The sequence below is a fragment of the Streptomyces sp. TRM70350 genome, assembly GCF_019219825.1.
GTDB lineage: Bacteria > Actinomycetota > Actinomycetes > Streptomycetales > Streptomycetaceae > Streptomyces.
Window position 1 is genome coordinate 305,948 of the sequence record NZ_JAHUXH010000002.1, and the last position, 19,931, is coordinate 325,878.

Consider the following 19,931-nt stretch of genomic DNA (forward strand, 5'->3'; position numbering starts at 1 on the left):
CACGAGGAGGAGCGGTCACAGTGCTTGATCCGCAGGGTTTGTACACGTGGGAGCCGAAGGGCCTGGCCGTCGTCGACATGGCGCTCGCCCAGGAGTCGGCCGGCCTTGTCATGCTCTACCACTTCGAGGGATACATCGACGCGGGCGAGACCGGCGACCAGATCGTCGACCGGCTCCTCGACTCGCTGCCCCACCAGGTCGTCGCCCGCTTCGACCACGACCGGCTCGTGGACTACCGCGCCCGCCGTCCGCTGCTGACCTTCAGGCGTGACCGCTGGACCGCCTACGAGGAGCCCACGCTGGCCGTACGGCTCGTCCAGGACGCCACCGGGGCGCCCTTTTTGCTGCTGTCCGGCCCGGAGCCGGACGTGGAGTGGGAGCGCTTCGCCGCGGCCGTGGAGCAGATCGTGGAGCGTCTCGGCGTACGCCTCGCCGTGAACTTCCACGGCATCCCCATGGGCGTCCCGCACACCCGCCCGGTGGGCCTCACCCCGCACGGCAACCGCACCGACCTCGTACCGGGCCACCGCAGCCCCTTCGACGAGGCCCAGGTACCCGGCAGCGCCGAGTCGCTCGTCGAGTACCGCCTGATGCAGGCCGGGCACGACGTCCTGGGCGTCGCCGCGCACGTCCCGCACTACATCGCCCGCTCCCCGTACCCCGACGCGGCGCTGACCGTCCTGGAGGCCATCACGGCCGCCACGGGACTGGTCCTGCCCGGCATCGCGCACGCCCTGCGCACGGACGCGCACCGCACCCAGACCGAGATCGACCGGCAGATCCAGGAGGGCGACGAGGAACTCACCGCCCTCGTCCAGGGCCTGGAGCACCAGTACGACGCCGTCGCAGGCGCCGAGACCCGCGGCAACATGATCGCCGAGCCGGTGGAGATTCCGTCGGCGGACGAGATCGGGCGGGAGTTCGAGCGGTTCCTGGCGGAACGTGAAGGGGACAACTGAGGGGGCCGACCGGGCGGCCGGTGGTCGCCCGGTCGGGTGCGTTGTCACCGGCAGGGCCTAAGCTTCCGCTCATGCTGAAGGTGGGCCTGACCGGCGGGATCGGCGCCGGCAAGAGCGAGGTGTCGCGGCTGCTCGTGGAGTGCGGAGCCGTGCTGATCGACGCGGACCGCATCGCGCGCGAGGTGGTCGCGCCCGGCACGCCCGGTCTCGCCGCGGTCGTCGAGGCCTTCGGCGAGGAGGTGCTGACCCCGGACGGCGCCCTGGACCGGCCCAGACTCGGCTCCATCGTCTTCGCCGACCCGGAGAAGCTGGCCGTCCTGAACTCGATCGTGCACCCCCTGGTGGGTGCCCGCTCCCGCGAGCTGGAGGCCGCGGCCGCCGAGGACGCCGTCGTCGTCCACGACGTCCCGCTGCTCGCCGAGAACGGCCTGGCGCCGCTGTACGACCTCGTGATCGTCGTCGACGCCGACCCCGAGACCCAGCTCGACCGGCTCGTACGGCTGCGGGGCATGACCGAGGAGGACGCACGCGCGCGTATGGCCGCCCAGGCGACGCGGGAGAAGCGCCTGCAGATCGCGGACATCGTGATCGACAACGACGTACCGCTGCCGGAGCTGCGGCGGCGCGTGAAGGACGTGTGGGCGGAGCTGGTACGCCGGGCGCACGTGTCCCGGAAGTCGCCGGAAGAGTCGCCCGGGGAGTAGCGGCGACGGAACTGTCCTGGCTGTGACGGCCACCAGCCGCTCGGGAATAGGGGCCGGGTGAACGGGCGTTGAATCCGGCCAGTAAGGGAAGGATTCAGCCGTGCCCGAGACCAGCGGTTCGAACGGACGTTCGCCGGAGACGCATGTCATCGACTTCCGCGCCGCCGAGCAGCTGCTCGCCGCGCGCGATCCGCGCGGCGCGGTGAAGCTGCTCGACCCCGTCATCGCCGCGCACCCCGAGAACACCGCGGCCCGGCTGCTGCGCGCGCGGGCGTTCTTCGCCGCTGCGCAACTGCGGCCTGCTGAGCTGGAGTTCACCATCGTGCTGGAGCGCGAGCCGGACAACGCGTTCGCGCATTTCGCGCTCGCGCGTACGTACGAGCGGCAGGGGCGGCCGGAGCAGGCCAAGCGGCATTTCCGGCTGGCGGCCGCGCTGGATCCGAACCCGGAGTATCTGAAGGCGGCGCGTTTCGACGGCTGAGCCGTAGGGCGGGTTGAGTCCTAGGACCGATCTGAGTCACAGGACGCGTTGAGGCACAGGACGCGTTGAGTCATACGACGGGGAGTCGGGGCCGGGAGGCGGAGGAACGGACGGGCGCTACGGAGTGCGGTCGTCCGGGGACCGGTGCCGTGCGCGGTCGTCCGGAGCGCGGTACGGTGCGTGGTCGTCCACGGGCCGGTACGGCGGGATGTCCCGGCCTGGCTGGAAGTGCGGGCCCTGGCGGATGTGCCGGACGATGACGACCAGGTCGATGGTCATCAACAGCCAGAGCACGCCGCAGGCGATCGCCCAGCCAGGGCGACCGGCCAGTGTGAAGGCGATCGTTCCGAAGCTCGCCCAGGCCAGCCCCCACACACTCAGCCACAAGCGCAACCGCAGCGCACTCCGTGCGGTCATCGGCTCACTGCCCGTACGCATCGGGATCATCACTCCTTGCTTGAAAAGTACTCTTCGGCGCGGGTGTTCTCCAGCGGTGGATCTCGGGCCTGACTGCCTCCCCGTATGACGGCGGCACTGCTGGGAGAACGGCGCAGGGCATCGGGGTCACTCGAACGGGCGAACTAGGGGTAGGTGGGAACGGCCGTGCGGGCGCGGGCCGTTGGGCGGGCATGGGGCTGACCATGCGAGCGGGACATCAGGGGACGGGACCGGGGCCGATCACACCGGACGGCTGCGCCGTCGAACTGTACTCACGGCTGCCGGTGGGGGACGAGCCGGACATCATCGCGGGCGCGGTGCCCGCCGGGGCGCACCTTCTGGAGCTGGGCAGCGGGGTCGGCCGTATGACGCACCCGCTGCTGGAGCGGGGCTGCACGGTCACGGCGGTGGACGAGTCCCCGGAGATGCTGGAACGGGTCCGCGGGGCGCGCAGGATATGCAGCCCGATCGAGAAGCTCGACCTCGGTGAGAGGTTCGACGCGGTGCTGCTGGCGTCGTTCCTCGTGAACACCGGGGACGAGGAGGTGCGGCGAGGTCTGCTGCGGACGTGCGTGCGGCATCTCGCGGACGACGGCTGCGTGGTGATCCAACGGGAGGGCGAGGGCTACCACACCAACGTGCCACGCGAACGGGTCGATCCCAGCGGCTTCACGGTGCGGATCGTGTCGGCCGAGCCGATCGGGGACGGCACGAACTCGGTCCGCGCGGAGTACGAGTTCCCGGACGCCGTCTGGACACAGACGTTCCGGGCCCGGCCGTTGACGAAGGAGGACTTCGAGGTGGCGTTGGGAGAGGTGGGGCTGAGAGTGGACAGGTATCTGACGGAGGATCGGATATGGGTGAGGGCAGTGGCTGGGCCGGGGGCGACGGACTGAGCACGGGGAGGGGCGGCGCTGCTCGCCCGACCTGTGGCTGGTCGGGAATTCCCGCCGGGCGGCGATGAGTTCGGACCGGGGGCGGGTCTACCTCTGTGACAGCATCACGGACCGCTTCACACAGGAGAATCCCCATGTCCGAGACCACCGCTTCCGTAGCCTCCGTCGCGTCCAACGCGGCCGTCACGCCCGCTTCGTCGTCCGCCGTCGTGGCCGAGTCCGCGACCGCCCGGGGCCGCCGCGCCCGTATCGCGCTGCGCGCGCTCCAGGTGGTCCTCGCGCTCTTCTACGCGATCGCGAGCGCGCTGCCCAAGTTGATCGGGCACTCCTCGGCCACCGAGTTCTTCGCCGACATGGGCTGGGGCACTGCGGGGATGTACACCATCGGCATCCTCGAACTGGCCGGCGCGGTCGCCCTGCTGGTACCGCTCCTCCAGTCCCTCGCGGCGATATCGCTGGGCGCGCTGATGGTGGGTGCGTTCATCGTGCAGCTCACGGTCTTCGAGGGGCAGAACGCGGCAACACCCTTGATCCTGCTGGTGCCGCTCGCCCTGATCGCCTGGGCCCGGCGGGGGCAGAATGCGGAGCTGCTGATGAGGGTGCTGCGGCGGCGGGGGTGAGCGGACGGGCACCGACCGCAGCCGACCGTACGGCGGCGGTGGTGACCGGTGGGGCGGCGTGCCCCTCGGCCGTGTCCGTGGGGCACGTCGGGCGTGTCCCGTCGGCCGTCGTCGTGGTGGGCGAGGGACGGCCCCGGCCGGTGCCTTCCGGGTCGGCGGGGCGCTCCCAGGGTTCCTCAAAGGGGCCGACCACGGGAGCCACCGAGGGGGCCGACGAAGGGAGCCGACCGAGGCGATCGACGAAGGGAGCCGACCAAGGGGATCGACGAAGGGAGCGGACCAAGGGGGTCGACGAGATCCATCGGCCGCCTTCGCAACATCCCTGGCAGCGCGCCGTGCCGCCCGGCCGATGCCCGCAGGTCAGCGCCCGCCGGGACGGCCACCCCGGCCGCCCGGTCGGCCAACGCCCCCACCCGGTCGGCCAGCACCGCCACCCGCGCCCCCGAGCCCACCCGGGCCTCCGAGTCCTCCGGGACCTCCGAGCCCACCTGGCCCACCGGGGCCGCCCAAGCCGCCCAGGCCGCGCAGGCGTTCCAGTTCGCGGCGGTCTCGCTTGGTCGGGCGGCCCGTGCCGCGGTCGCGGATGCCGGCGGGGGCGACGGCCTCGCGAGGCGGGGGCGGCGGGCTGTTGTCGATGTAGCACTGGACGGCCACCGGGGCGCCGACCCGCTTGCGGATCAGCCGCTTGACGACGACGATCCGTTCCCGGCCCTCGTGCCGGAGCCGCACCTCGTCGCCGACGCGCACCGCGTGGGCGGGCTTGACCCGCTCGCCGTTCAGCCGCACATGGCCGCCCCGGCAGGCCGCGGCGCCCTGGGAGCGGGTCTTGACCAGCCGTACAGACCAGATCCAGCTGTCGATGCGGACGGTCTCGCCGTTCGCCGGACCGGCCGCCTCGGCGGCGGCGATCGCGGCGGCGACCTTGGGGTCGACGGCGGGCGGGTGCGCGGGCTGCCGGGCGTCGGCGCCCTGGTCCTCGGGCTGCGGGGCGTCGGCGGACAGGACGTCGGCGGCCGGATCCACGGGGGGCTGCTGGGCGCCCGTTGCCTCTCGGCCGTCGGTCTCCCGGGCCAAGGGCGTCTCAGAGGCACGTCCGTCGGGCGGAGCCGCGGTGGTGTCCGGGACGTTCCGGCTGGTCCCGCCGCTGCCTGCCTTGTCCATGCGATCGGAAGCCATGCCACTGACCTTAGTCCCCCGGGCCGGATGCGTTGGACGGCTTTTCCTCCGGCCCCGCCCTGACCGGCACCGCCGCCGGGGTGAGCACGGATCTACGGTGGACGCATGGACAGCAGCGCCCCCGCCGGTCTCCCCGGCCTCGACCAGCGGATCGCGGGCTGCCGGGCGTGCCCTCGGCTGGTCGCGTGGCGTGAGGAGGTTGCCCGTACCAAGCGCGCCGCCTTCGCCGACTGGACGTACTGGGGGCGGCCGGTGCCGGGCTTCGGTCCGCCGGACGCCCGGCTGCTGATCGTCGGCCTCGCCCCGGCGGCGCACGGCGGGAACCGGACCGGCCGGATGTTCACCGGCGACCGCTCCGGAGACGTACTGTACGAGGCGCTGTACGCCGTGGGGCTCGCCTCCCAGCCCACGTCCGTGTCGGCCGACGACGGCCTGGAGCTGTACGGCGTCCGCGTCACCTCGCCGGTGCACTGCGCGCCACCCGCCAACAAGCCCACACCCGAGGAACGCGACACCTGCCGCCCCTGGCTCGTCCAGGAACTGTGCCTGCTGCGGCCGACGCTGCGGGCGGTGGTCGTGCTCGGTGCCTTCGGCTGGCAGGCGGCGTTGCCCGCGTTCGCGGCGGCGGGCTGGACGGTGCCGAGACCGAGGCCCGCCTTCGCGCACGGCGCACAGGTGAGGCTTGCCGCCCCCGACCGACACACGGCCCTCGACCTCTTCGGCTGCTTCCACGTCAGCCAGCGCAACACCTTCACCGGCCGCCTCACCCCGGAGATGCTGCGGGAGGTCCTGCGCAGGGCGGCGCGTACGGCGGGGCTGGCGGTGCGAAACTGAGGGGTCGGGGCCGTCGTGGCGACGCTACGGTGCCCCGATGGGCCTCTACGCGGAGATCGAACCGTACGACCACGGCATGCTCGACGTCGGTGACGGCAACCGTATCTACTGGGAGACCTGCGGGAACCCGCACGGCAAGCCCGCGGTGATGCTGCACGGAGGGCCCGGCTCCGGGTGCTCGCCGACCTTCCGGCGCTACTTCGACCCGGCGGCGTACCGGATCGTGCTGCTGGACCAGCGCGGGTGCGGGCGTTCGACGCCGAGCGCGAGCGCGTACGACACCGACATGAGCGTCAACACGACGGCGCATGTGATCGCCGACCTGGAGCTGCTGCGGCGGCACCTCGGGATCGAGCGGTGGCTGGTGTGGGGGGTGTCCTGGGGGTCGGTGCTGGGACTGCGGTATGCGCAGACGCATCCCGGTGCGGTGTCCGAGCTGGTGCTGACCGGTGTCGCGACGGGCTCGAACGCCGAAGTGGCACTGATGACCAGGGGGCTTGGCAAGATCTTCCCGGAGGCTTTCGAACGGTTCGTCGGCGAACTGCCGGACGGCGATCGTGACGGCAACCTCGCCGCCGCCTACAACCGGCTGCTGGAGTCCCCGGACGCGGCGGTACGGGAGCGGGCGGCGCGGGCCTGGACGGACTGGGAGACGGCGGTCGTTCCCGCGCCGCCGCGTTCCGTGCCGCGCTACGAGGACCCGGTGTTCCGCATGGGCTTCGCCCGTACGGTCACGCACTACTGGGGCAACGACCACTTCCTGGGCGAGGGCAACGACGAGGGCGTGGTGCTCCGCGACGCGCATCTGCTGAAGGGCATCCCCGGCACCCTCGTCCAGGGCGCTGTCGACTTCGGCAACCTGCTCGGCATCGTCTGGCGGCTGCATCACGCGTGGCCCGGCAGTGAGTTGGTCGTGGTCGACGAGGTGGGACACAACGCGGGTGCGCCGGGGATGACGGAGGTGCTGGTGGCGGCGACGGACCGGTACGCGGCCCGCTAGCGGGCTCCTCGCCGAACAGGCCGGCGAGGAGTTGGGGGTGCCGGTCGTCAAACTGGCCGACTCGCCGGTGGAGTCGGGGCTGACGGCAAGCCGGATCGGGAGCTACGCGAAGCCGTTGCCGAAGCGGCGGACATGGGGGTCGACTCGGCCGTTTCAGGGGTGCTCGGACGCCAGACATACCGCACGTCGGGCTCCCGCTCCTCGTTGCCGCTGCCGTCCGTGGACTCGACGGCGACGAAGCCGTGACGCTCGTAGAAGCGGTGGGCGGGCTTGTTGACCTGGAAGGTCCACAGGGTCAGGCCGTTCGGGCGGTGCTGCTTGGCGAGGGCGACCAAGCGGTCCCCGATGCCCCGGCCGCGCCAGTCGGGGTCGAGGTAGAGCTGGGAGAGTTCGTCGCCGTCGAGGACCATGAGGCCGACGATGCGATCGGCGGCCTCGGCCACCCAGGTCTCCCGCAGCAGCACCACCACCTCCCGGAAATACATCCGCACCTCGTCATCGGAGCGTGGCCGAACGACCGTCGGCAACGCGGCGGCGAACGACCGCAGCCAGACGTCGGCCGCGGCACCGGCGTCGGTGGCCACGGCGCGGCGGAGTACGACGGGGCTCATGGCCGCGCCCCCTGAGCCGGCCTTTCGGGAACAACGCCGTCCGCCGGCTCCTCGGGAACGATGGCAGTGGCCCTGATCTCCACCAACTGCCCCGTATATCCGAGGCAGGCCACCCCGAGAAGCGTCGACGAGTGGGGACCGAGGCTCAGCCCGGAGTCCTCGACGACCGCCCAGACGGCGGACAGCACCGCTGTCTCACTGCTCACGACATACACGTCGGTCGACAGAACATGCTCCAAGTCGCTGCCGACCGCCCGCAGCTGCGCCTCAAGGTTGGCGATCACCTGCTCGGCCTGCCGTACGGGATCTCCCTCACCGACGAGGTCCCCGTCGGCGTCGAGGGGCACGGAACCGGCGAGGAAGGCGAGCTTCGTGCCGGCCTCGACGACGGAGGCGTGGGAGTAGGTTGGGGGAGGGAACAGGGTGGGGACTGTGACGCGATGGATCACGAGGGCTCCTGAGGGTCATGTCGGACACGGTGTACGTCGGCCAACCCGCCGATCATCGGAGCCGTCGCCCGCGCGCGCATCCGAATTTCCCGTCGCCAGGACCATCACCTCGGTAAGGACCTTCGTTACCCGGCAACCAGCGGAGTGAGGAAACGGCTGGGCTTCCCGTGCCAGAAGATAGCGAGGGAGTCGCGAGATCGTGTTGCTGCGACGAAGAGCAGGGAGCGAGCGCGCTGGAGTTCGCGTCGGTACCGGAGGGCGTCGGTGTGCTGCAGCCCGATCACGGTGCTGCGGGGTACCAGACCTTCGCTCACGCCGGCGATGATCATGCGCTGGTATTCGAGCCCCTTGAATCGGAACATCGTCCCGATGTGGACCCCTTCATCGCCACGAGGCCCGTCCGGACCGATCTCGACGGCTCTGATGCCTGACTGGGCCAGTGTGACAGCCACCTCCTGCGCCATGGCATTCGTGGGGACACAGATCGCGATCTGCTCCAGGGGAATATCATTCCAACGGGAGATCAGCTCTGCGATCCCCTCGCGTTCGGATTCCCAGTCCGGGCTCGGGTGGAGGGCCGGGGGCGCGCCATTGAGGACGGACCGGTAGCCGGCCAGGGTTTCCTGGTTGCCGTCCAGGTCGTCGAAGGACTCGCCCTCGAGTACGCCGAGCGCGGATCCGAGGATCTGCCGTGTGGTGCGGTAGCTGAGGGTCAGCTTGGCGGACCGGCCCCGGATGTTGACGCCGAGGCTGCCCAGGGTCACCTGGTTGTTGTAGATCCGCTGGTGTGTGTCACCGACGAGGAAGATGTCGTTCCGGTCGCGGGCGACCATGGCCCGCAGCATCTTCCAGTGACCCGGCCGAAGGTCCTGGGCCTCGTCCACCACGATGTGCTGGTAGCGGTAACGCAGCCATCCGGCGGAGCCGTCCTGGAGGTGGATGTTGTCCAGGCCGCCCGCTTCGTCGCGTTGCCGTTCGACGGCCTGGATCCGCTGCTCGCGCTCCATTTCCAGACGCGCGGCCCGCTCGGCCACCTGGGCCCAGGTCTGGCGGCCGAGGCGGTCCAGGCGTTGCGTGAACTTCTCCGCCAACTGCCAGATCTCGGCTCGTTCGGCTCGCGCGATGTTGCGGCCCCGGCCGGCCCGGCGGGCTCGGAAGTACTCCGTGCGGGATGCCACCGCCTGGCCGAGGATCACCTGCGTCCACTCGTCGTGGAGGAACTCCGCGTCCCATTTCGTCTCGCCGAGTTCGTCCAGCATGGAGCGCCACTCGCGCAGTACTTGGTTGTCGTCGACGGTCTGCTTGGCGTTGCCGGGCTCGGCCTCCCGCACCACTCGCAGCGCCAGCTGGTCGACGTGGCTGATCTCCACGCGGGACAGCAGCTCTTCGCCTCCCAGCTCCACAAGACGAGTCCGCAGGTCGGCGGCGAGGTTCTTGTTGTACGTCGTCAGCAGCACGGGCTTGTTGCGCCCCGGAGCAAGCTGCTCGACCAGATGCTTGACCCTGTGGAGGGCGACGATCGTCTTGCCTGTGCCGGGGCCGCCGCCCACTCGGGCGGGGCCGGAGTAGTCCCGCTCCACCAACTTGGACTGCGTGGGGTGCAGGAAGACCTTCCAGCGTCCGAAGTCCTCGCCTTCAAGGGCCTCGCGGAGTGCTTCGTCCGTGGTCGTGACCATGGTCGCCGGACGCTCGGCGGCAGCCTGGAAGTCTTCCGTGTCGACGGGTTCGGGAGCGGCGACCGGGGCCGTCACCTGGTCCAGGACCTCGTCGTAGGACTTGCCGTCGAACAGCGAGAGCAGAATCTCGCCGGTGAGCTGCGGAGCGTACTCGACGAGCCCGAGCAGCTGCTCCTCCGTGGTGAGGGTCCGGACCACAGGGATCAGCGGTTCCGCCACACCGAGGTCGGTGAGCTGCTGGTCCGTGAAGTGCGCGAACAGAGGCTCGGGCGGCGTCGGTTCAGCGTGCTGCCGAGGCGGCTGCGGGGCGATCGGCCGATCGGGCGCGACACGCCGCAGCACGCTCTCCTCGACCACCTGGAGGTCGACGTACTCGATGGCACCGGTGACCTGGTTGATGCCGTAGGAGAGCCGGTCGAGGTTCTCGTAGACCTCCTTGCGGTGCTTGACCGAGACGATCAGCCAGTCGGTGTCGGCGAGGCGCAGCAGCAGGGCGCGGTACTCGTCGTTGACGCGTGCGGACCAGAGCCTGCTGTCTCCCTTCAGCTGCTTCAGCTGGAGACCGGTGGCCTGTGGGTTGGTCTTGAACTTGTGCTGGAAGTCGTAGAGGGCGCCCTTGACCGCGCGGGGGAGCTTCAGGATCTCCTTGTCGGCCTTGTCGAGCAGACGCAGAGTCACACTCGCGGTGTTCATCGGTGGGGCTCCCCCTGGGTCGTTCCGTCGTTCTGCAGATCACGATGCGCGTCGGGAGTGGATGGTTGTACGCCGAGCCGACCAGCCAGCTCTTCCGCGGTCCAGTCACTCGCGCGCCGTACGTCCCACCCGGCGGCCGCGAAGGCGCGGTCCCGGTCCTGAGCCTCGTAATCGGGTTCCGGTTCCGCGGGCCGGGGTGAGAGAACCACCCCCACCTTCCGGTCCGGCCAGGCGAGTTCGGCCATCCACCCGTGTTCGTCGAGTTCGAAGCCGTCGACGGGCGCAGGTACGCCCCGTGTGGCGAGGGACACGGCGAGGAGCTGCAGGCCGGGTTCGTCGGGGTCGAGGTACTCAAGGACGGTGCCCCAGCCCCCACCCTGCGTGACGGGGGTCTCGACCGTGACAGGCTTCTCGACGACGGCCTCCGCGTCCCGCTCCTGTCCCACCGCCTCCAGGTCAATACGCGTGGAAGCCAGCCATCCGGAGCCGCCCGTGACCGCGAGTGTCTCCGTCGAGAAGCCGTCGAGCTGACTGGTGGTCAGCTGTGCGCTGTCACCACCTCCGCGTTCCAGGAACTGCAGGAGATTGCTCCAGTACAGCCAGGCGCGCCACCGCTCCTTGTGCGCCTCGGAGTCCGTGACCGCGGCCGGGCTGTCGTCCAGGACCGTGATGGCCGTCCAGGCGGGAGGCTTCTGCCGTCCGTCGGCGACCGCGACCACATGGCATCCCGACCGGTCCAGTGCTCCGAGCACGCGGACGGGCCCGTTCTGACCGGCCGGCGGTGCGCCGTGCAGCGCGGCGGTGAGTTGTACGCTCACGGCCTCTCCCGACACCGCCGCCGATTGCGGCCGTGTCCCGGTGAGCCCGGCGACGGCCGCCTCCGCGCGGGCCAGCCACATGTCCGCGTCCGGGGAGCGCAGATAGGCGAGCAGTGTCTCGGCGGGGTTGATCCAGATGTTCTCCGCGAGCTCGCCGGGCAGTCCGCCCCTCACCTTGGCGTAGTAGTCGCGTGCCTGCCGCTGACCCTGGTCACCGTAGGGCTGCCATACCGGATCGGCCGGGCCTGCGGCCGCGTAGCCCGTGTCGCGCACCCGCGTGCGCCACTCCTTGACGTCGTAGTAAGTGAGTTGGAAGACCCGGAGTCCCTCGGCCCGCAGCCTGGTGCGCTTTGCGGCGTCGTCGGCGAGACGGTTGTGCCGGGCCGAGGCGTGGAACTCGTATCCGTCGAGATAGAGCGCAAGTCGCGGTCCGGGCGCGTCGAGCCGCTCGAAGAGCACGTCCGGACGCGTGCCGTCGAGGACGCGCTGCTGGGATACGCGCCAGCTCAGTGTCGTCCCGTCCGAGTTCGTCAGCCGCAGGTCGAGGGAGTAGGTGCCCGCCGTGGTCGTGTACGCATCGGCGCTGGCCCGGGCCGCCGGCTGGCGCGCCCACTCCTTGAGCGTGTCGATGAACATGACCTCGAGGTCGCTCTCGGCCTGGCGCTCCAGGGGAATGGCGTGCGTCGCCGCGACGGGCGAGGTCTTCCATCCCTCACCGCCCTTGCCGAGCAGTTCGTCCAGCATGTGCCGCACTTCGTTGCGGCTGACCTTGTCGTAGTCGGTCGCGGCGACGCGGCGCAGCAGGCATCGGTGGCAGCCGTCCAGACCCTTCTCGATGCACGTGCAGCTCTCGATGGCTTCCCTGGCCTTGAGCAGCACTTCGCGGAATCCGTCCGCGGAGGCGAGTCGGTGCAGATATCCGGTGCCGCCCGGCAGCCGGTCGTAGACCACGAGGAAGCGCCGCGGCCAGTTGGCGTCCCCACCGTCGGGCATGGAGGCGGCGGCGATCTCGATGTGGTCCGGGTCTCCGCCGTACCGGGCCGCGATGCCCACGAACAGGGCCGCGGTGAACGAGGCGAGTCGCTCCTTGGCGCGGGCGACGGAAGCGGGGAGCAGAATGCGTACGGCTTCGGTGACCAGCTCGTGGGCGAGCAGCAGGGGTATGTCCTCGCCCTTGCCCTGTCCGTCACCGGCCGACAGCGTCTTGCGGCGCGGGCACCACAGCAGATGGTGGGCACCTGCCCGGGTGGAGGCCGCCAGGGATTCCGTGAGGGCGTCGTGCGGCTGGTCCACGACGGGACGCCCGTCGGCGGTCGCGCCACCACAACTGGTGCACACATGGAAGGGGTTGAGACGCACGTCCTCACCGGCGACGGGCACGGTGCTGCTGCCGTCCTGCCGGTCGAGTCCCAGGTTGAGGGTTCTGATGACGGCGCGCCGGGTGAAGTCGACGCCGAACACGGCGGTGTCGTGCCGCCAGGAGCCGGCAGCGAGATGCGCAGGGTCGATGTCGACCGTCGTGAGCAGTGAGTAGCGGCGCCGGTCGCGCTCGTCCTTGTCGTCCCGGACGCGGGCGTCGTCACGCTTGTCGCGGGCGATCACCCGCCGGGGTTCGAGTACGTGCTGCACGCATCCGGCGTCGGCGATCTCCCGGCCTGAGCAGCGCGGGCAGGGCGAGGTGTCCGCCTTGGCGTTCTCCGTCCGCACGTACCCGCACGCCGGGCACAGCCGCCACACCGACCAGGCACGGCGATCCGGGCCGCCGATGTCCAGGGCGCGCACGACATGCTTGTAGCCGTTGACGTAGAAGCTGTTGCCCGGGGCGAGTTCGGAGAGGGAGAGCCGGCGGGAGCGCTCGTAGTCCCGTACCTCGCTGCGGTACGTCTTCTTCGCGCCAGCCGTATCGCCGTCGCCGTCGGCCTGTTCCTCCGTCCAGTAGAGGGTGGCCTCCAACTGGGTCGTCGTGTCGGTGAGGCTGTAGTTCGGCAGCAGCCCCAGTTCGACGAGTGCGCCGTGTGCGCTGGTCTGGCTGAGTTCGCGCAGCAGATCGCCGGTGGCGCGGCGCTCGGCCAGCAACTCCCGGTGTTCCCGGTCCTGTTCGGGGTCGGAGCGCACCAGGCCGTCCATCGCCGCGTCGATGGCCGCGATCCGCCGGCGCAGCTCCTCACGTCGTGCGGTCCAGTCTTCCTCCGCTTCCTGGAGGGCGCGCACGATTCCGCCGGTCGCGTAGGCCCGCAGTTCGTCGGCGGCGTGTTCGGTGACTCCATTGCCCTCCGCGTCCGCGGCCGGGAAGAGGGCCAGGAAGTCCTCGACCAGGCGGGCGCCATGGGTGAGTGCCGCGTCGGCGAGGTCCTGGCACCAGCCGGTGGTGCCGAAGAGCGCGGACACCAGCCGGGGCGCGGGCTGGAGCCGCTCGCCGTCAGCGGTGGTGAGTGCTCCCCGGGCGGCGAGATCGAGCAGATGCGCCGTGTACTGGCGGCGCAGGATCTCGACCGCGGACAGATAGCAGCCGGGCGGGACGATGTCGCCCGCGATCATTTCGCGGGGCTCGTCCAGGTAGTACAGGTCCCGGGCGCGCCGCCCACCGAAGGCGACCACCAGCGCGTTGCCGGTCTTGCGTCCGGCGCGACCGGCCTGCTGCACGTAGTTCGCGGGCCCCTTCGGCAGCGAGCCGAGGAGTACGGCCGACAAGTCGCCGATGTCGATGCCGAGTTCGAGCGTGGGAGTGCAGGACAGCACATTGGGGTCGGTGTAGTGGGTGCCGTCGCGGAAGGTGCGCTCGACGCGCTCGCGCTGCGGCCGGGTGAGCATGCCCGTGTGCTCGGCCGTCACCACGCGGAAGGCGCCGCCGGTCAGATACAGCCGCCGGTAGTAGTCGCTGACGTAGTCGCGCTCGCGTGACCCACCGAAGCTCCCGGAGGTACTGGTGATGGTCATCGAGACGTCGTCCTGCGGGGGCCTCAGCACCCCCTGGCAGCGGTAGCGCGGACACGGATGCCCGTACCAGCGGGTCCTGCGCTCCGGCAGGACGACCTGCTCCCACCCGCAGTCCGGGCAGCTGACGAACGCCTTGTTGACCGAGGCGTCGTCCAGCAGCCGCACCTGGATGTGCCCCGGCTGCAGCCCGTAGACCTTCGTCGTCCGGTCCTGTGCCGTGCGGACCGCCAGGACGTGATCCTCCGCGAGCACGGGCAGCAGCCGCCGCAGATACTCGTTGACGCCTGCGACGTCCAGACCGAGGCACCGCCGGGTCCAGTCCTGGTACCAGCCGAGCCGTCCGGTAGCCGCGTCGAAGGTGGACTTCTCCTTCGGGGCGTCCAGCAGGAACCGGGGCGCGGCCACTCCGTCGGGAAACGCGGGCATCCCGTCGGGCCGACCGCCCCACACCTTGAACCGCGTGACGCCGGCGTCCCGCATCCACGGCTCCAGCCACCGGTGCCGTACGCCGCCCCGCAGCCTGATGCGTTCCAACAGCCCGCGCATGAACGCCAGATAGCGGTCGGGTGTGGCCAGGCCGCCGACGGCCAGCAGCTGGCCCGGCAGCGTCAGATGCAGATCGCGGGCCAGAGCGACGATGAGGTCCGGTTCCCGGAGGGCAACCTCGGCCGCCACGGTGCGGGTGAGCTCCAGCGTGCGTCCCTGACGCGACCGCAGACCGAACTCCATCACCGTGGCGAACGCCAGCCGCTCACCGATGAGCTTCCAGGTACGGGCATCGCCGCTGCCCCGCCCGGACAGCAGCCGGTCCACCCCCGGCTCGTCGTGCAGGTCGGGCGGGACGACGGCGGCCAGGGCCTGGGTGTCGTCGATGGAGTCGAGAACGTTGCCGATCAGGTCGTTGAGCGCCACCGGTTCCGGGGAGTCGGCGAGGGCGTGGGCGAGCAGCGACCTCAGCGAGAACTTGTAGGACGCGTTGGCGACGTAGCCCGCACGGTGCGCGGCGTCCTGCGTGGAGTCGTTGAACAGCAGCGTCTTGCGCTCTTCTGGTACGAGCGCGATGTCCCCGCCGGTGAACAGCTGCGTGACGGTCGCCGAGGCGAGCGCCGCCAGTGCCGTACCGAGGAAGCGGATGCCGTTGTCGGTGTTGCAGGCCGGGCACCGGTCGTCGAGGGCCGCCTTGTCGGCGGACTTCTTGTCGGTGATGGCCAGCGCGAACCAGCCGTCCTGCAGTTCCTCGCGGTCGGCGGGCGCCGGAAGTCGGTACGTGCCCTGTGCGCCGTCCAGGACGACGACGGAGAGTGGATCGACGCCACTGCCCTTGCCCGGGGAGCCCGACGAGGGCCTGGCGCCGGTCAGCGCGTCGAGCGCCTCGTCCCGCTCGGCGGGGGTGGCGGCGATGAAGTACCGGATACGCCGCTTGTCGCGCCCCACGCCCGCGCGCCACACCCGGTCCTGCGCCATGACGAGCCGCTGCGGATCGGCTTCCGGTGACAGGGCGGCCCATCCCGACCGCCCGCAGTTGCGGCAGTAGACGGCGGGCAGATGGACGGCGGCGGGGCGAACCGCGGTGTCCGCCCCCGGCTGGGCCTGCGCACGGCGGGCATCGCCGGACGGCCATCCACCCGACGACCGCTCGTCGTCAGTGCCGTCGAAGCCGTCGCCGCCGGCAGGTGGCGCGGCCAGCGCGGCACGACGCGCGGCGGTGCGGTCGTCCTCGTACCACCGGAACTCGGGGTTGGGCCCCACGCCCCGCAGCACGCGCGTGACGGGCCGCACCCACAGATGGGCCTCGATGTGCAGGAGCGGTCGCGGCCGTTTCTCGTCCGACTCCGGGTCCCGGGCTGCGGACAGCAGTGCCACGAAGCGTGAGAGCGCCTGAAGCACCAACCGCGGGTTCTCGCGCGCGGTACGGCCCCACGCGTACCCGAACCGGCTCATGCGGTCCCGCAGTTCCCACTCGCTGAGTGGCTCTCCGTCGAGCAGGGACAGCACGCCGTGCGTGAAGTCGTGCCGCTTGAGCAGCCTGCCGATCTGGAACGCGTCGAGCCCTCTGCGCCCGAGAAGCCGCTCCGCGAGTCCGTCGAGGTCGAGCAGATCCGGCCGGGCCTCGATCCCGGGACCGCCCGAGCACTCGATGACCTCCTTCGGCGAGGGCGGCTCGGGCAGTTCGTAGTCGATCTCGCCGGTGAACTGCCCCGCGGACATCCGCTCCTCGCCGATCACCGCGTCCGAGGGGAAGGGCATGCCGAAGACCTGCTCGGCCACGTCGAGGATCGCCCTGTCCCGACCGCCCGGAGCGGCGCCCGGGATGGCGCCTTCACCCAGGGTCGCGGACGTGGCCACGGGACAGATCGTCCCGAGCGGCCGCCCCGGCCGGCTCTTGCCCGTGGCCGTCGCGAGGCGACGCAGCAGCATCGCGACATCGGTGCCCTGAGCCCCGTCGTACGTGTGGAACTCGTCCAGCACCACATACGTGATGTCGGCGCCCTCCCACAGTGTCTGGTCCTCACCCCGCTGCAACAGCAGATCGAGCATCTTGTAGTTGGTGATGAGCACGTCCGGCGGGGAGACCCGCATCTCCTCGCGGCGGGTCATCACCCGCCGGAAGTCGGTGTCGGGCCGGTCGCCGATGTAGAGGCCCGCGGTGACCTGAGCAAGCTCCGGCTGCGCCAGATACTCGCCGATACGCCCCGCCTGGTCGGTGGCGAGGGCGTTCATGGGGTAGAGAAGCACGGCCCTGACACCGGCCCGCCCGGCGGCCTTCTCCCGTCGGCAGTGGTCGAGCACGGGCACGAGGAAGGACTCCGTCTTGCCGGACCCCGTCCCTGTGGTGATCAGCGTCGGCCGCGCGGCCCCGCGCAGGGTGCTGAGCCGCTCCCACGCCTTCGCCTGATGCCGGTAGGGAGGGAAGCCGGGGGTCCATTCGAGGTGCTGCCGCCAGCCGTCGTCGGCGGTGTGGAAAGGCGTCCGGATCCGCAGGTACGGCCCGCGGAAGATCCCCGTCTCGGGGTGACTCAGGAACCGCTCCAGGGCGAGGCGGGTGTCCGAGTCGGTCAGGGCGTACGTCGTCGTGAGGTACTGAGTCAGACTGCCGCGCAACTGCGCGGCGGCCAGGGTGGGCCGCACGACGTACTCCTTCGTCCCAGGTCAGTGTACGGATCAACCGTTCAGCCCAACCGTATAGCGGAGCACCGACAGCGTCCCCCGAATCACGACTCACACCGTTCGTTTCAGGGTTCGGTTCTAGCCGGAATTGCGCTCTTTCGTTACGGAGGATGCCCGCTCACTCTGCGACCAGGGGCGATGGGGGATTCGGCGAGACGAGGGCCGAGGGGGAGCCGCGATGCCGGGCTGGGTCGACGCCGTCCATGTCGAGATGGGCGCGGTCACGGAAGGGGAGGAGACCGCGAAGGACGCCATCACCGCGCTCGATCTGCTGGGTACGTTGCTGCCCTGGCGCACGGTCGTGCTCGCGTCCGGGGCCTTCCCGCGTTTTCATGACCAGCCGGACAAACCGTGGAAGGGCTCGGGCAATCCCGAGATGTGGATCAAGGTGGGGCACGTCGAGCACATGACCTGTGGGGGGGCGAGCTGTTGGCCTGCGGTGAGTGAACCAGGTGCCGGGGTCGCACGTCGTATCTGTGAGGACCGAGTGCGAGGGAGTGCCCGTGAGATGCCGGTATGGAGTGCGGTGGCTGGCCGTGGTGAGCGCCGTGTGTGCGGTGGCGGTTGGATGCGGTACCGCCTCCGAGGGTACGTCGGGCAGCGACCCGAAGCAGACGGCACCGTCGGCGCCGCCCTCCGTGGTGAGTGACGATCCCGCTCTTTCGGCGGCGGCGGACGAAGTGGACGAGATCGTCCGTCCCCGCTACGAGGACTGGTACGCGGGTACCGTCCTCGATCACCGAGGCGGCGTGCTGACCGTCTACCGGAAGCCGGGCAGCGACCTGGACAAGGCCGTTCGTTCCCGGGTCTCCGGAGTGAAGCTGGTGTTCAAGGACGCGGCCATGTCCGAGAAGAGCATGCTGGCCCAAGTCCGGGAGATCCTGGCCGACACCGAATACTGGCGGGAGCGGGACATCGTCATCACCGGCGGCGGACCGCTGAACGATGGCTCGGGCGTCGGTATCATGACGCGGGCGGGAACGGCCGCGGAAGCGACGCGGCTGTCGAAGCACTACGACAGCCGCGTCGTGGTGGAGCGGGGGACGGCTGTCGCGGGCCCCGCGGAACCGTTCACACCGTCAACCCCCAGCCCGGCGTAGGCCAGGAGCGGTCCGGTGCGTCAGAAGTGGACGCCGAGATTGTTGGCGGCCACGGTTACATCCGGGTACCACCAGCGCCAGGAGCAGTTACGGGTGCTGCTGTTGGGGACGCCGGGGCAGTCGATGATCTGCGAACCGTCATAGGCACTGATGATGCCGCGGGCCACGCCGGCACCGGAGCTGGAGATGGTGTAGACGGGGCCGCCGCTGTCCCCGTTGCCGATTCCGGAAGCCCGGTTGGCGGCTTCGACCCGGACCATGTTGGTGACCGTGCCGAAACCGCCGATGGTGATGGTCTGGTTCACGGCGGCGACCGTGTACCCGCAGATACTGCCGGAGTACGCGCCACCCTGGCAGATCGAGTCGCCGACACGGCTGCTGGAGCCGCTGGTGACGAGGCGCCCGGTGTTCGTGTCGCCGTCCGCGATGGACGGACCCTCGTAGACGGCGTTGCCGATGTCGCCGAGGACCAGCTCGGCGTCGCGGGCGGTGTCCTTCCCGGACAGCACGGTGCCGATGGTGGCGCCGGTGCCTGTCCGCCACGTGGTACCGCCACAGTGCGCGGCCGTGAGGATGTAGCGGGCGGCGCCGTTGTTGCCCGCGACGCCGAACCCGGTGGTGCACGAACCCTGGGCGGTCCCTGAGCTGTTGTGGATCGTGGCATAGGCGCCACCCCAGTAAGGGGGCGTGTCGGCGAGCCGGCTGGCCTGGCGGGGGGCTACCCCGAGTGTGATGTCCAGGTCCACGCTCTCGGTGAGGGCGGCGTCGAGGGCGGCCCGGGCCTGGCTGGTCGGTTCACTGTCGGACTCGACGGCGACCTCGACCCCGTTTCCGTCGGGGCGGGGCCCGACGGAAGTGATCGTCGCACCGTTGACTGAGCCCAGGGAGGCCAAGCGGTCGGACTCCTGGAGGAGTTGTTCGAGGGTGTACTTCGCCTCTTGGACCTCGACGGTGATTCCGGAACGCTCGATCTGCTTGACGGCCTTGGAGACCTGCTGCGGAAGCTCTCCGTGCCAGTAGAGGGTGACGGTGCCCGCGGCGGTGTCTATGCGGTCACCGGCGAAACCGGAGCCGCCGAGCGTGTTGGTGACCGCTTGGATCCGGTCGGCCGCCTTGTTCAACCGCTCCTGGACGGCGAACAGCGCCTCCTGGGTGGCGGGTGTGCCTCCGATGATGTCCGCGTTGGGCGTGGCGTCGAGGAGACTCTTCGGCTCAGCGGCGCCGGGCTTCGAGGGGGCCGCGGCCGCGGGCACCGCCGCTGCGAGCAAAGCCAGTGCCGTGCAGCCGATGGCCCAGCCGCCAAGTCTGAAACGATGTCTTGCCGAGCTGATTGGCACGTTCGTCCTCCGTGGTATGGCGGGATGTAACGTT

Annotated in this window: 15 protein-coding genes and 1 pseudogene; 9 read left to right on the plus strand and 7 right to left on the minus strand. The window is 70.6% G+C overall.

Features of this window, described 5'->3' with window-relative positions:
• The first annotated feature begins 20 nt into the window (after positions 1-20).
• From KWI83_RS04745 to KWI83_RS04755, 3 genes are all read left to right on the plus strand, one after another.
• Positions 21-959, plus strand: a complete 939-nt coding sequence (locus KWI83_RS04745) for a PAC2 family protein (RefSeq protein WP_218512987.1) — start codon at positions 21-23, stop codon at positions 957-959.
• Between the two features lie 71 nt (positions 960-1,030).
• Positions 1,031-1,663 (plus strand): dephospho-CoA kinase, encoded by a 633-nt coding sequence (gene coaE / locus KWI83_RS04750; RefSeq protein ID WP_218512988.1) that lies wholly within the window; start codon positions 1,031-1,033, stop codon positions 1,661-1,663.
• Positions 1,664-1,763: 100 nt separating this feature from the next.
• Positions 1,764-2,144: a tetratricopeptide repeat protein gene (locus KWI83_RS04755; RefSeq protein ID WP_218512989.1), complete on the plus strand. Its 381-nt coding sequence runs from the start codon at positions 1,764-1,766 to the stop codon at positions 2,142-2,144.
• Between the two features lie 117 nt (positions 2,145-2,261).
• Here KWI83_RS04755 and KWI83_RS04760 read toward each other — a convergent pair whose 3' ends face one another.
• Positions 2,262-2,591: a DUF6343 family protein gene (locus tag KWI83_RS04760; RefSeq protein ID WP_256361758.1), complete on the minus strand. Its 330-nt coding sequence runs from the start codon at positions 2,589-2,591 to the stop codon at positions 2,262-2,264.
• A 194-nt stretch (positions 2,592-2,785) separates the two neighbouring features.
• On the opposite strand from KWI83_RS04760, the gene KWI83_RS04765 reads away from it, so the two are divergent.
• Positions 2,786-3,478 carry a bifunctional 2-polyprenyl-6-hydroxyphenol methylase/3-demethylubiquinol 3-O-methyltransferase UbiG gene (locus tag KWI83_RS04765; RefSeq protein WP_256361759.1) on the plus strand — a complete coding sequence of 231 codons (693 nt, stop codon included), beginning with the start codon at positions 2,786-2,788 and terminating at the stop codon, positions 3,476-3,478.
• Between the two features lie 134 nt (positions 3,479-3,612).
• A complete protein-coding gene (locus tag KWI83_RS04770; RefSeq protein ID WP_218512992.1) occupies positions 3,613-4,098 on the plus strand; it encodes a DoxX family protein in 486 nt (161 codons plus the stop codon).
• A 360-nt stretch (positions 4,099-4,458) separates the two neighbouring features.
• Here KWI83_RS04770 and KWI83_RS04775 read toward each other — a convergent pair whose 3' ends face one another.
• Positions 4,459-5,274 carry an RNA-binding S4 domain-containing protein gene (locus tag KWI83_RS04775; protein ID WP_256361760.1) on the minus strand — a complete coding sequence of 272 codons (816 nt, stop codon included), beginning with the start codon at positions 5,272-5,274 and terminating at the stop codon, positions 4,459-4,461.
• A 105-nt stretch (positions 5,275-5,379) separates the two neighbouring features.
• Here KWI83_RS04775 and KWI83_RS04780 point away from each other — a divergent pair, with 105 nt between their 5' ends.
• Together KWI83_RS04780 and pip are read left to right on the plus strand one after the other, a co-directional pair.
• Positions 5,380-6,108: a uracil-DNA glycosylase gene (locus KWI83_RS04780; protein ID WP_218512993.1), complete on the plus strand. Its 729-nt coding sequence runs from the start codon at positions 5,380-5,382 to the stop codon at positions 6,106-6,108.
• Positions 6,109-6,145: 37 nt separating this feature from the next.
• The gene (gene pip, locus KWI83_RS04785) at positions 6,146-7,108 is read left to right on the plus strand and encodes a prolyl aminopeptidase (protein ID WP_218512994.1); all 963 of its coding nucleotides are present in this window, start codon (positions 6,146-6,148) and stop codon (positions 7,106-7,108) included.
• Positions 7,109-7,272: 164 nt separating this feature from the next.
• Here pip and KWI83_RS04790 read toward each other — a convergent pair.
• From KWI83_RS04790 to KWI83_RS04805, 4 genes and pseudogenes are all read right to left on the minus strand, one after another.
• Positions 7,273-7,719: pseudogene (locus KWI83_RS04790) on the minus strand (GNAT family N-acetyltransferase); the annotation flags it as partial.
• On the minus strand, positions 7,716-8,168 hold the full coding sequence (locus KWI83_RS04795; protein ID WP_218512996.1) for a RidA family protein: 453 nt from the start codon (positions 8,166-8,168) through the stop codon (positions 7,716-7,718). The pseudogene KWI83_RS04790 and the gene KWI83_RS04795, both read right to left, overlap by 4 nt.
• A 125-nt stretch (positions 8,169-8,293) precedes the next feature.
• Complete coding sequence (locus tag KWI83_RS04800) at positions 8,294-10,537, minus strand: UvrD-helicase domain-containing protein (protein ID WP_218512997.1); 2,244 nt, start codon at positions 10,535-10,537, stop codon at positions 8,294-8,296.
• Entirely contained in the window at positions 10,534-17,421 is a 6,888-nt protein-coding gene (locus KWI83_RS04805; RefSeq protein ID WP_218512998.1) for a DEAD/DEAH box helicase, read from the minus strand. The genes KWI83_RS04800 and KWI83_RS04805 overlap by 4 nt, the downstream gene beginning before the upstream one ends.
• A 217-nt stretch (positions 17,422-17,638) precedes the next feature.
• Between KWI83_RS04805 and KWI83_RS04810 the strand changes: the two genes are divergently transcribed.
• Positions 17,639-18,109, plus strand: coding sequence for a hypothetical protein (locus KWI83_RS04810; RefSeq protein WP_218512999.1), 471 nt, complete (start codon positions 17,639-17,641; stop codon positions 18,107-18,109).
• Positions 18,102-18,560, plus strand: a complete 459-nt coding sequence (locus KWI83_RS04815) for a hypothetical protein (RefSeq protein WP_218513000.1) — start codon at positions 18,102-18,104, stop codon at positions 18,558-18,560. The genes KWI83_RS04810 and KWI83_RS04815 overlap by 8 nt, the downstream gene beginning before the upstream one ends.
• Before the next feature lie 20 nt (positions 18,561-18,580).
• Here the strand turns inward: KWI83_RS04815 and KWI83_RS04820 are convergent, their stop codons facing one another.
• On the minus strand, positions 18,581-19,828 hold the full coding sequence (locus KWI83_RS04820) for a S1 family peptidase (RefSeq protein WP_218513001.1): 1,248 nt from the start codon (positions 19,826-19,828) through the stop codon (positions 18,581-18,583).
• Positions 19,829-19,931 lie beyond the last annotated feature (103 nt).